Raw genomic sequence first — 12930 nt, forward strand, 5'->3', positions numbered from 1 at the left:
GTTCTGTAAAACCTCCCTCCCTCGCTAGCCCCACCCCTCGTCTACCCTTGAAAAACCCGCAGGAAGCGGCCTCTCTTTCAAGGAACGAGCATGTCCCTCGCCATCGTCCACAGCCGCGCCCAGATCGGCGTAGAAGCCCCAGCCGTCACCGTCGAAGTGCACATGGCCAACGGCCTCCCGTCCCTCACGCTGGTGGGCCTTCCCGAAACCGCCGTCAAGGAAAGCAAGGACCGAGTACGCAGCGCCATCCTCAACTCCGCCCTGCAATACCCCTCCCGCCGCATCACGCTCAACCTCGCGCCCGCCGACCTGCCCAAGGACGGCGGGCGTTTTGATTTGGCGATTGCACTGGGGATCCTCGCCGCCAGTGTGCAGGTGCCAGCGTTGATGCTCGATGACATTGAATGCCTGGGTGAGTTGGCGTTGTCCGGCGAAGTGCGTGCGGTCAAAGGTGTGTTGCCAGCCGCTTTGGCGGCGCGCAAGGCTGGGCGCACCGTGATAGTTCCGCGGGCGAATGCAGAGGAAGCTTGCCTGGCGTCGGGGCTGAAGGTGATTGCCGTGGATCACTTGCTACAGGTGGTGGCGCACCTCAACGGACAAGTGCCGATTGAGCCCTATAAATCCGATGGTTTGTTGTACCTGAACAAGCCCTACCCGGATTTGAGCGAAGTGCAAGGCCAACTCTCCGCCAAGCGGGCGTTGTTGATTGCAGCAGCGGGCGCACATAACCTTCTGTTCAGCGGGCCACCGGGCACCGGCAAGACCTTGCTTGCCAGCCGCTTGCCCGGTTTGCTGCCTCCGCTGAGCGAGCAGGAGGCCCTGGAAGTGGCGGCAATTCAGTCGGTGGTCAGCCTCGCACCGCTGAGCCATTGGCCGCACCGGCCGTTTCGCCAGCCGCACCACTCTGCGTCAGGGCCCGCACTGGTGGGCGGTGGATCGAAACCGCAGCCTGGGGAAATCACCATGGCTCATCATGGCGTGCTTTTCCTGGATGAGCTACCGGAGTTTGATCGCAAGGTGCTGGAGGTTTTGCGTGAGCCATTGGAGTCAGGGCATATCGTGATTTCCCGTGCCCGCGACCGCGTGAGTTTCCCAGCGCGTTTTCAACTGGTGGCAGCGATGAACCCCTGCCCTTGCGGGTATATGGGCGAACCCACTGGGCGTTGTCGCTGTACACCGGAGCAGGTCCAGCGGTATCGCAATAAGCTGTCTGGGCCGTTACTGGATCGGATTGACTTGCACCTCACCGTGGCGCGGGAAACAACTGCGCTGAATCCAACCCAGCAGGTTGGAGATACGACGGCAACGGCCTCAGCCCAGGTGGCAGATGCTCGGGAGCGTCAGCAACAGCGCCAAGGCTGTGCCAACGCCTTCCTTGATCTACCGAGGTTGCGTGAGCACTGCCAACTTTTGAAAGCCGACGAAGGCTGGCTGGAAAGCGCCTGCGAGCGACTGACATTGTCGCTGCGTGCGGCTCATCGGCTGCTCAAAGTGTCACGCACATTGGCGGACCTGGATCAGGTGGATGCCATCACGCGGGACCATTTGAAGGAGGCCTTGCAGTACCGCCCGGCCTCCCTCAATTGAGCCTCAGCGAAAGCGATCCACCTCATGACGCAAGCCCGCCGCCAACGTCTCGAGCTCCTTGGCCGTAATCGCTAGGTTCGACACCACTTCCCGCTGCTCGCTGTTGGCCAGTGCGATGCTCTGCAAATTGCTGCTGAGCAATGTCGCGGTGCTGCTCTGCTCCTGAGTCGCCGTGGTGATCGCCGCGAACTGCTGACCGGCCGAACGGCTCTGCTCGTCGATACGTGCCAGGGCCGAAGCCACGTCGGCGTTGCGCGACAGGCCTTCCTGCATCAGCGTGTTGCCGTGCTCCATGGTGCTGATGGCGTTGCCGGTTTCCCGCTGAATGCTCTGGATCATCCCGGAAATTTCATCGGTGGCTTCGCGGGTACGCGAGGCCAGGTTACGCACTTCGTCAGCGACCACGGCAAACCCACGGCCCTGTTCACCTGCGCGAGCAGCCTCGATGGCGGCGTTCAGTGCCAGCAGGTTGGTCTGTTCGGCGATGGAGGTGATCACACCGACGATGCCGCCGATTTCCTGGGAGCGCTGGCCCAGGGTATTGATCACCGTGGCCGTGCTATTCAGCGCGGTCGCGATATGTTCCAGCGACGACGACGCCTCCTGCATCGAGGTGCGGCCGATGCGGGTTTGCTGGGCATTTTCTTGAGCCAGACGCTCGGTGTTGCCCATGTTGTCGGCGATATTCAGCGAAGTGGCGCTGAACTCTTCCACCGCACCAGCCATGCTGGTGATTTCGCCAGACTGCTGCTCCATCCCGTCATAGGCCCCGCCGGATAACCCGGACAGTGCCTGTGCACGGTTGTTGACCTCTTCGGCCGCCTTGCGGATATGGGAAACCATGGTCGAGAGCGCTTCACCCATCTGGTTGAAGCTGCGGGCCAGTTGGCCGATTTCATCATGGCTGGAGACGTTGAGGCGCGCACTCAAGTCCCCCGCGCCCAAGGCTTCGGCCTGGCGCACCAGATCACTCAGCGGCTGCAGTTTGCTGCGCAGCAACCAGACCGTGGCGCCTACCGCCAGCAACATCGCCAGTATGCTGCCGATCACCAGGCGAATACCGACCGCCCAGGTCACTGCACGGATTTCAGCTTTCGGCATGCTCGCAACGACGGCCCAAGGACCGCCGTCGAACGGTACCGAAACACTGTAGAAGTCTTCGTTCTTATCGCTCCAGAAGCGGCCTTTGCCTGGGGTCTTGGCCAGGTCCAGCATCACCGCAACCGACTGGTCCAAGGCCTGCACACCCGCGGGCGGTACCAGCCAACGCTTCTGCTCGTCGAGCAACGCCAAGGAGCCGGTCTGACCGATGCGGAAGCGCTTGAGGTTCTCAAACTGCGCGGCCTGGGCGTCGGTGTAGTCAAAGCCGATGAACAACACAGCGATCACTTTGCCGCTGCTGTCTCGTACGGGACTGTATTGGGTCATGTAGGAGCGATCGAACAACACCGCGCGGCCGATATACGCCTGACCACCGAGCACGCGCTGGTAAGCCGGACCCTGGCGGTCAAGCACGGTGCCGATGGCGCGGCTGCCGTCCTGCTTGGTCAGGGAAGTGCTGACGCGAACAAAGTCGTCGCCGCTGCGCACGAACACCGTGGCCACACCGCCGGACATCTGCTTGAACTCATCGACTTCAGTGAAGTTGTTATTGAGCACTTCGCTGCCCAGCAACAAGCTCGGCGTCTGGACCCCAGCCACCGCGACCATTTGATCAGCCTGCACACGCAACCCGGCGCTGAAGCGCTTTTCAAACAATCCGGTCAGACGCTGGGTGCTCTCGCGCAGCGTGCTGTGGAAGGTATTGAGTTGGTCGGCCAGCAGTCGTGCCTCGCTGGCCAAGTGTTCCTCGCGGGTATCGAGGTTGGCGGAGTCAAGGGAACGCAAGGCGAAAACAGTACTGCCGCTGATGACGACAGCCAAAATCACGGCTAATGCAAGACCTAACTGCGAGGCGATCCGGGCGCGAGGTTGAGACATGAAAGCTCCTGGCCGAGGCCAGGATCATCCTGATCTCATAGCGCTGCTCGGCAAATTATCTGGTGGGAAACGTTGGTGCACGATGGTTCCAACACCCCTACTTCGGCGGCGCTTTGCAATACTTGAGCGAATCGCAGGGGTATCACGCAAACGGTTGCGTGATAGAGCCAGAATTATTCAATCAAGCCGTTCGACATCGGGTAAAACCATGGCCTGCACTTCGCTCTGGAGGAAATCCGCCAAGCGTCGCAAGCGCTCGCCGCCCGGACGGGTTTTCGGCCACACCAAATAGTAATTTTCCCTGCTCGCTACCGCCGTCGGCAACAGCAAGCTCAAACGTCCCTGCGCCACATCCTCGGCCACCATCAGCAGATCGCCCATGGAGACGCCATAACCGCGAGCGGCGGCGATCATGCCCAGCTCCAGGGTATCGAACACCTGCCCACCCTTGAGCGAAACCTGATTCGAAAGCCCCATGCGCTCCAGCCAATTGCGCCAGTCCCTGCGGTCGGGCGTGGGGTGCAGCAACTCGGCACCGGCGAGTCGATTTACATCCCATGGGCCATCGTCCAACAGATTCGGCGCGCCCACCGGTATCAACAGCTCAGGAAACAAATAGCTGGCCTCCCAATCCGCCGGAAAGTGCCCGTAGCTCAACAGCACCGCACAGTCGAAAGGCTCCTGGTTGAAATCCACTTCATCCACATTCATCCAGGCGCTGGTCAATTGCACTTCATTGCCTGGCTGTAATGCGCGGAAGCGACTGAGGCGCGCCAACAACCACCGCATAGTCAGGGTCGACGGCGCTTTCATGCGCAGGATGTCATCTTCGGCGTTCAGGGTATGGCAGGCCCGCTCCAGCGCCGCGAACCCCTCGCGCACACCGGGCAACAGCAGGCGCGCCGCTTCCGTGAGCTGTAGGTTACGGCCGCTGCGCTGGAAGAGGCGACAGGCGAAATGCTCTTCCAGCGTGCGGATATGTCGGCTCACCGCACTTTGGGTAATCGACAGTTCCTCGGCGGCGCGGGTAAAGGAGTTATGCCGGGAGGCCGCTTCAAATGCACGCAAGGCATAAAGAGGAGGAAGACGACGAGACATGAGGAAAGCTCCGACAGCAGGATGCCGAAACCGTACCAGAATCAGTCAGGCATGAGTTTTAATCATGTAGATGATCGCTTTTATCCCTTTGTGCAATGAGCTGAGAGGGCCGAGAATCCAACCCTCTCCAACCCTCTGACTTTCTGAGTGTGATGATCATGCAGCATCCAGCGCGTAACGAACTCTGGGCCATTCTGCGGCTGTCTGGGCCGTTGATTGGCTCACAGTTGGCGCATATGCTGATGGTACTGACCGACACTTTGATGATGGCTCGCCTGAGCCCTGAAGCGCTGGCCGGTGGTGGCCTGGGCGCAGCGAGCTATTCGTTCGTGTCGATCTTCTGCATCGGAGTGATTGCTGCCGTGGGCACCTTGGTGGCAATCCGTCACGGCGCTGGCGACATCGAAGGTGCCACTCGCCTAACCCAGGCCGGGCTCTGGCTCGCCTGGCTGATGGCCTTGGCGGCGGCGCTGCTGTTATGGAACTTGAAGCCGGTGCTGCTGATGTTCGGCCAGACCGATACCAACGTGCAGTCGGCGGGGCAATTCCTGACCATGCTGCCGTTCGCCCTGCCCGGCTACCTGAGTTTCATGGCCTTGCGCGGCTTCACCAGCGCCATTGGCAAGGCCACTCCGGTGATGGTGATCAGCCTCGGCGGCACGGTGCTGAACTACCTGCTCAACCACGCCTTGATCGAAGGTATGTTCGGCCTGCCGAAGCTCGGCTTGATGGGCATTGGCCTGGTCACTGCCATCGTCGCCAATGGCATGGCCCTGACGCTGATGTGGTACATCCGCAGCAACCGCGCTTACGCCGCTTACCCGCTGAGCGCCGGCCTGCTGCGCCTCAACACCCAGTACTTGCGCGAGTTGTGGCGTCTGGGCCTGCCGATTGGCGGCACCTATGCAGTAGAAGTCGGGCTGTTTGCCTTCGCCGCGCTGTGCATGGGCACCATGGGGAGTACGCAATTGGCGGCGCATCAGATTGCCCTGCAAATCGTCTCGGTGGCGTTCATGGTGCCAGCGGGCATGTCCTATGCGGTGACCATGCGTATCGGCCAGCACTATGGCGCCGGGCAGTTGCTGCAAGCGCGCATGGCCGGTCGTGTCGGCATCAGTTTTGGCGCGGCGGTGATGTTGGGATTTGCCTTAGTGTTGTGGCTGTTTTCCGACCCGCTGATCGGCCTGTTCCTCGACCATGACGACCCGGCATTCCACGAGGTGATCGTGCTTGCCGTCAGCCTGCTGGCCGTCGCGGCTTGGTTCGAGCTGTTTGATGGCGTCCAGACCATCGCCATGGGCTGCATCCGTGGGCTCAAGGATGCCAAGACCACCTTCCTGGTGGGCCTGGGTTGCTACTGGTTAATCGGCGCGCCTTCGGCGTGGTTGATGGCTTTCACCCTAGGCTGGGGGCCGACCGGCGTGTGGTGGGGATTGGCGCTGGGGCTGGCGTGTGCGGCAGTCAGCCTGACTTGGGCGTTTGAAGCGAAGATGAAGCGCATGATTGGTCTGGAAGGTGCAGTACCCGAAACCCGCCAAGGGTTCCGGGCCACTCAGCCGGATTAGAACACTTCGCCAGCGAGCGTCTGCTGGCCCTTGCCGAATGTCAGGTATTCCACCAACTCCGGCAACGGCAGCGGCTTGCTGATCAAGTAACCCTGAGCCTGATCGCAGCCAAACAGCCTCAGCAGCGCCAACTGCTCCGGAGTCTCCACGCCCTCAGCCACCACTTCCAGATTCAGGTTGTGCGCCAGGTTGATCATCGCGTGCACCAGCTTGCGATTCTCTTCGCGCTCTTCCATGCCACCGACAAAGCTCTTATCGATTTTCAACAAGGCAATCGGCAGGCTGTTGAGGTGCACGAACGACGAGAAACCGGTGCCGAAGTCATCCAAAGAAAACCGCACACCCAGCCGCCCGAGGGCATCCATGGTCTGTTTGACCAGATCGCTGCGGCGCATCACGGCAGTTTCGGTCAGCTCGAACTCCAGCCATTGCGCTTCCACACCGCGCTCGGCAATCAGCCGGCTGAGGGTAGAGAGCAACTGACTGTCCTGAAACTGGCGGAACGACAGGTTGACCGCCATGTGCAACGGCGGCAGGCCGCGCTCGCGTAGGTCCTGCATATCGCGTAGGGCGCGGGAGATCACCCAGTAGCCCAACGGCACGATCAGGCCGCTCTGTTCGGCCAGGGGGACGAATTCGCTGGGCGGCAATAGGCCGCGCTCGCCGTGGCGCCAGCGCACCAGGGCTTCGAGGCCGACAATGTGGCCGTCATCCAGGTCCAGGCGCGGCTGGTAGTGCAGCTCCAACTCATCCCGGCGCAAGGCGCGGCGCAGTTCACTTTCCAGGTCGGCCAGGCTGCGCGCGTTGCGGTTGATGCGCTCGTTGAAGATATGGAAGGTGCAGCCTTGAGTGCTCTTGGCTTGCTGCATGGCGATATGGGCGTGCCACATCAATGGGTCGGCCCCAGCGCGGGCGCGGGCATGGGCCACGCCCAGGCTGCAACCGATCAGCAGGCTTTCGCCATCCACCCAATACGGTTCGGCCATGGCTTCGGTGATGCGTTCGGCCATCCACTCTGCACGCTGGGGTGCGCGGCGGGTGTCAATCAGCAAAGCGAACTCGTCGCTGCCCAGGCGTGCCAGTTGGTCGCCGATTTCGAGCTGGCTCTTGAGCCGCGAGACCACTTGCAGGATCAAACGGTCGCCAGCCTGGTGGCCGAGGGCATCGTTGGCGTGGCGGAAGTTGTCGAGGTCAAGGTGACCGAGGGCCAGGCCACGGCCCTCGTTCTCGGCGAGCCGCGCCGCCAGCAGGGTCTGGAAGCCCTGGCGGTTGGCGATACCGGTAAGCGGATCTTGTTCGGCCAGGCGTTGCAGGGTGTTTTCCAGCAAGCCGCGCTCACGAACATGGCGCAGGCAGCGGCGCAGTGTGTCGGCGTCCAATGCATCACGGATCAGCCAATCACTCACGCCAAGCGGAGAAACCAACGGTTCCTGCTCCAACAACACCACGCACGACAAGCTGCAACGGCCAGGGCCGGGTTGCAGGCTGGGCGTGGTCAACAGCACGGCGCTGGTGTCATCTTCGAACAGACGACTCACCGAGTCCCAGTTTGGCGCGCTGATCAGCACAGCCCCATCGCCCATCGGCGCCAGGCACTCGCGCAACAACGCTGCCCACTCAGGCGTATCGGCCAGTAGCAGCAAACGCAAGGGTTCGACAGGCGTAGACAAGCTAGCTCCCTAGACTCTGCAAAGTTTCGTTGGCGGCGGGCATTATGACGTGCGGCCTGATAATGACCAATGATAGGGGTTATCAAATACGCAGGTGTAAGCATTTGTCGCTGTTTTAACCGCAAAAAGCCTCGACATCCTGCGGCAAAGTAGCAAAACCGGCAAATTTAGATCGAGTGGTACGTCACACCGTCGATCCAGAGCAGCAGAATCTTGCCAGCCTGTTAAAATGCCCGCCCTTTTGAACAACGACTCCCTGAATTCTGTATGTCCCGACTCAATCCCCGGCAGCAAGAAGCCGTGAACTACGTCGGCGGCCCTCTATTGGTGCTCGCCGGTGCAGGCTCCGGCAAGACCAGCGTGATCACCCGCAAGATCGCACACCTGATCCAGAGCTGTGGCATCCGCGCCCAGTACATCGTCGCCATGACCTTTACCAACAAGGCCGCGCGCGAGATGAAAGAACGCGTCGGCAGCCTGCTCAAGGGTGGCGAAGGCCGTGGCCTCACGGTGTGTACCTTCCACAACCTGGGGCTGAACATCATCCGCAAGGAGCATGCGCGGCTGGGCTACAAGCCGGGCTTCTCGATCTTTGACGAGACCGACGTCAAGGCCCTGATGACCGACATCATGCAGAAGGAATACGCAGGCGACGACGGCGTCGACGAGATCAAAAACATGATCGGCGCCTGGAAAAACGACCTGATCCTCCCCCCCGAGGCCCTGGAAAACGCGCGCAACCCCAAGGAACAGACCGCGGCCATCGTCTACACCCACTACCAGCGCACGCTCAAGGCGTTCAACGCGGTGGACTTCGACGACCTGATCCTGCAGCCGGTCAAGCTCTTCCAGGAACACGCCGACATCCTCGAAAAGTGGCAGAACAAGGTGCGCTACCTGCTGGTGGACGAATACCAGGACACCAACGCCAGCCAGTACTTGCTGGTGAAGTTGCTGATCGGTAAGCGCAACCAGTTCACCGTGGTGGGCGACGATGACCAGTCGATCTACGCCTGGCGCGGCGCCCGCCCGGAGAACCTGATGCTGCTCAAGGTCGACTACCCGTCCTTGAAAGTGGTGATGTTGGAGCAGAACTACCGCTCCACCAGCCGCATCCTGCGTTGCGCCAACGTGCTGATCTCGAACAACCCCCACGAGTTTGAAAAACAGCTGTGGAGTGAGATGGGCCACGGCGATGAGATCCGCGTAATCCGCTGCCGCAACGAAGACGCCGAAGCCGAGCGCGTGGCCGTCGAGCTGCTCACATTGCACCTGCGTACCGATCGGCCCTACAGCGACTTTGCGATCCTGTATCGCGGTAACTACCAGGCCAAGCTGATCGAGCTGAAGTTGCAGCACCACCAGATTCCATATCGTCTGTCGGGGGGCAATAGCTTTTTCGGACGCCAGGAAGTGAAAGACCTGATGGCCTACTTCCGGTTGATCGTTAACCCGGACGACGACAACGCCTTCCTGCGCGTGATCAACGTGCCGCGCCGGGAAATCGGCTCGACGACCCTGGAAAAACTCGGCAACTACGCGACCGAACGCAAGATTTCGATGTACGCCGCCACCGACGAGATCGGCCTGGGCGAGCACTTGGACACGCGCTTCACCGATCGCCTGGCGCGCTTCAAGCGCTTCATGGACAAGGTTCGCGAGCAGTGCGCCGGCGAAGACCCGATCAGCGCCCTGCGCAGCATGGTCATGGACATCGACTACGAAAACTGGCTGCGCACCAACAGCTCCAGCGACAAAGCTGCGGATTACCGCATGGGCAACGTCTGGTTCCTGATCGAAGCCCTGAAGAACACCCTGGAAAAAGACGAAGACGGCGAGATGACCGTCGAAGACGCCATCGGCAAGCTGGTACTGCGCGACATGCTCGAACGTCAGCAGGAAGAGGAAGACGGCGCCGAAGGTGTGCAGATGATGACCTTGCATGCCTCAAAGGGCTTGGAATTCCCCTACGTGTTCATCATGGGGATGGAAGAAGAAATCCTCCCGCACCGCTCCAGCATTGAAGCCGACACTATCGAGGAAGAACGCCGTCTGGCCTACGTGGGCATTACCCGCGCGCGTCAGACCCTGGCCTTCACCTTTGCCGCTAAGCGCAAGCAATACGGCGAGATCATCGATTGTGCACCCAGCCGGTTCCTGGATGAACTGCCGCCGGATGACCTGGCCTGGGAAGGCAATGACGACACCCCGACCGAGGTGAAAGCCGTACGCGGCAACACCGCCCTGGCGGACATACGCGCGATGTTAAAGCGCTAGAATCGACTACTTTTTAATCTACTTTCGGCGCAGACCGCGCCATTAGAGGAAGCTTTCCGTGGAAGCACTGCACAAGAAAATTCGCGAAGAAGGCATCGTGCTTTCCGATCAGGTACTCAAAGTCGACGCCTTTTTGAACCATCAGATCGACCCGGCGCTGATGAAGCTGATTGGTGATGAATTCGCCGCACTGTTCAAGGACTCGGGCATCACCAAGATCGTCACTATCGAGGCCTCGGGCATTGCGCCGGCGATCATGACCGGCCTGAACCTGGGCGTGCCGGTGATCTTCGCCCGCAAGCAGCAGTCCCTGACCCTGACCGAAAACCTGCTGTCGGCAACGGTGTATTCCTTCACCAAGAAAACCGAGAGCACCGTGGCCATCTCGCCGCGTCACCTGACCAGCAGCGACCGTGTACTGGTGATCGATGACTTCCTGGCCAACGGCAAGGCGTCCCAGGCGCTGATTTCGATCATCAAGCAGGCCGGTGCGACCGTTGCCGGTTTGGGGATTGTGATTGAGAAGTCGTTCCAGGGTGGCCGTGCAGAGCTGGATGCGCAGGGTTATCGGGTTGAGTCGCTGGCGCGGGTGAAATCGCTGGCCGGTGGCGTGGTTACCTTCATCTGAAGCCAACACCGCTCAACATGTGGGAGGGAGCTTGCTCCCGATAGCAGTGGGTCAGCCAATATTTTCGGTGACTGATACACCGCAATCGGGGGCAAGTCCCCTCCCACATTTGCCCTCTTTTGTCTGTTAGTGCGCGGTGGCCTGCAGGCCGGCGAGTAACAAGCGCTGATACAGATCCTCCTTCAACCCCTCCGGCTTATCCAGGCACATCCGTTTCAGGTGCTCGGGAAACGCCTCCGGCTCCGGTGCATCCAGCGCCGCCTTGCCCAACTCCAGAATTTCCGTCAGCTTGAATTTGCTCTTGAGCCAGTTCAATGCGCGCAACAGATCCCGCTCTTCGTCCGTGAAATCGCTGCCCAGCGGATACTCCGGGAACAAACGCCGATGCCGCGCCTGGATACCCTGGAGCCGCTCCGGCGTGTTGTCGGTGAAGCGCGGATCCATCTGGAAATCCTTGGGCAACTTGCCAGCCTTTTGCGCCTGCTCAATCAAGTCGGCCTGGAAGCGCGAGTCGGTGATGTTGAGCAACGCCTCAATGACCTTGGCATCCGTCTGCCCGCGCAGGTCGGCAATGCCGTACTCGGTGATGACGATGTCCCGCAGGTGCCGGGGAATGGTGCAGTGTCCGTACTCCCAGACGATATTGGAACTGACCTCCCCCGCCGACTCACGCCAGCTGCGCAGGATCAGGATGGAGCGCGCGCCTTCCAGCGCATGCCCCTGAGCCACAAAGTTGTATTGTCCGCCCACACCGCTGAGCACGCGGCCGTCCTCCAACTGGTCGGCCACGCCTGCGCCCAGCAACGTCACCGTGATCGCGCTGTTGATAAACCGTGCATCCTGGCGCTGCAAACGCTTGAGTTCTTCCTGGCCGTACAGCTCGTTGATATAGCTGATGCGGGTCATGTTGAATTCAAGGCGTTTGGCGTGGGTCATTTCCTGCAAACGCTGGTAAAAACTGCGTGGCCCGAGGAAGAAGCCACCGTGGATCGATACCCCATCGGGCTGCGCCGCATCGTCCAGCAAACCGGCGTTGGCTTGTTCCTGAGTGGCCACATCCGGGTAGACCTTGCGCCGGATAATCCCCGCATCCGCCAGCACCAGCAGGCCGTTGACGAACATTTCGCTGCAACCGTAAAGGCCACGGGCAAAGGGATCGACACCCCCTTCATGGCTGATCAGCGGTGCCCACTGATACACATCCAGATCCGTCAGCAGCAGGCGGTAAGCTTCGTTATCGGCTTGGCGCGCCAGCAAGGCGGCGGTCAACGCATCGCCCATGGAGCCAATACCGATCTGCAAGGTGCCGCCATCGCGCACCAAAGTGCTGGCATGCAGGCCGATGAAATGGTCCTGAAACCCCACCGGCATGTTCGGCGTGGAGAACAGTGTGGTGCTGTCCTTAGCATCGATCAGGTAGTCGAACGCGTCCATGCCCAACTCGGAATCGCCGGGCATGTAGGGCAAATCGGTGTGAACCTGCCCAACGATCAAAACGGTTTCGCCCGCTTCACGGCGCTTGGCGATCATGGGCAGCAGGTCGAGGGTGATGTCGGGGTTGCAGCTCAGGCTCAGGCGGTCCGGGTGTTCCGCGCTGCTCGCGACCAGTTGTGCCACCAGGTTCAGGCCAGCGGCGTTGATATCGCGGGCTGCGTGGCTGTAGTTGCTGCTGACGTAATCCTGCTGGGCCGACGTGCTGTGCAGCAGACTACCGGGCTGCATGAAGAACTGCTGCACGTGGATATTCTTCGGCAAGCTGTCTGAATGCAGCGCGGCGAGAAACTCCAACTCCGGGTAATCCCCAAACACCCGCTCGATAAAGGGTTCAAGAAAGCGCTTCTGCAAGCCATCACCCATTGTCGGACGGCCCAGGCTCAACGCGGTATAGATCGTCAGCGCCCGCTCCGGCAGCTTGGCGATACGCCGGTACAGCGCATTAACGAACAGATTGGGCTTGCCCAGGCCCAGCGGCATGCCCATGTGAATATGCGCTGGCAAACGCGCCAATACGTCGTCAACTGCTTGCTCGATTGAACACAACTGCACCATCCGACCCTCCTGAACATTCCATGATTAGGGGTTGGACCGAGCTTGCCGGGTCTTTGCTGCAAAGAACAGCCTCGAC

8 protein-coding genes are annotated in these 12930 nt (G+C 60.7%); 4 read left to right on the top strand and 4 right to left on the bottom strand.

Going from position 1 to position 12930, the window contains the following annotated elements:
• Positions 1-90: 90 nt before the first annotated feature.
• Positions 91-1587, top strand: coding sequence for a YifB family Mg chelatase-like AAA ATPase (locus CKW32_RS13760; protein WP_095185196.1), 1497 nt, complete (start codon positions 91-93; stop codon positions 1585-1587).
• 3 nt (positions 1588-1590) lie between these two features.
• Here the strand turns inward: CKW32_RS13760 and CKW32_RS13765 are convergent, their stop codons facing one another.
• Positions 1591-3567 (bottom strand): methyl-accepting chemotaxis protein, encoded by a 1977-nt coding sequence (locus CKW32_RS13765; RefSeq protein WP_095185197.1) that lies wholly within the window; start codon positions 3565-3567, stop codon positions 1591-1593.
• Positions 3568-3744: 177 nt separating this feature from the next.
• Positions 3745-4665 carry a LysR substrate-binding domain-containing protein gene (locus CKW32_RS13770; RefSeq protein WP_095185198.1) on the bottom strand — a complete coding sequence of 307 codons (921 nt, stop codon included), beginning with the start codon at positions 4663-4665 and terminating at the stop codon, positions 3745-3747.
• 152 nt (positions 4666-4817) lie between these two features.
• Here CKW32_RS13770 and CKW32_RS13775 point away from each other — a divergent pair, with 152 nt between their 5' ends.
• The gene (locus tag CKW32_RS13775; protein WP_095185199.1) at positions 4818-6230 is read left to right on the top strand and encodes a NorM family multidrug efflux MATE transporter; all 1413 of its coding nucleotides are present in this window, start codon (positions 4818-4820) and stop codon (positions 6228-6230) included.
• Here CKW32_RS13775 and CKW32_RS13780 read toward each other — a convergent pair.
• A complete protein-coding gene (locus CKW32_RS13780; protein WP_032884377.1) occupies positions 6227-7900 on the bottom strand; it encodes a bifunctional diguanylate cyclase/phosphodiesterase in 1674 nt (557 codons plus the stop codon). The genes CKW32_RS13775 and CKW32_RS13780 overlap by 4 nt on opposite strands.
• 267 nt (positions 7901-8167) lie before the next feature.
• Here CKW32_RS13780 and rep point away from each other — a divergent pair, with 267 nt between their 5' ends.
• Together rep and CKW32_RS13790 are read left to right on the top strand one after the other, a co-directional pair.
• Positions 8168-10177, top strand: coding sequence for a DNA helicase Rep (gene rep, locus CKW32_RS13785; RefSeq protein ID WP_095185200.1), 2010 nt, complete (start codon positions 8168-8170; stop codon positions 10175-10177).
• Between the two features lie 58 nt (positions 10178-10235).
• The gene (locus CKW32_RS13790; protein ID WP_003176890.1) at positions 10236-10805 is read left to right on the top strand and encodes a xanthine phosphoribosyltransferase; all 570 of its coding nucleotides are present in this window, start codon (positions 10236-10238) and stop codon (positions 10803-10805) included.
• Positions 10806-10931: 126 nt separating this feature from the next.
• Here the strand turns inward: CKW32_RS13790 and CKW32_RS13795 are convergent, their stop codons facing one another.
• On the bottom strand, positions 10932-12854 hold the full coding sequence (locus tag CKW32_RS13795) for an acetyl-CoA hydrolase/transferase C-terminal domain-containing protein (RefSeq protein ID WP_032884379.1): 1923 nt from the start codon (positions 12852-12854) through the stop codon (positions 10932-10934).
• Positions 12855-12930 lie beyond the last annotated feature (76 nt).

Source organism: Pseudomonas sp. Irchel 3H9 (genome assembly GCF_900187495.1).
Classification (GTDB): Bacteria; Pseudomonadota; Gammaproteobacteria; order Pseudomonadales; family Pseudomonadaceae; genus Aquipseudomonas; species Aquipseudomonas sivasensis.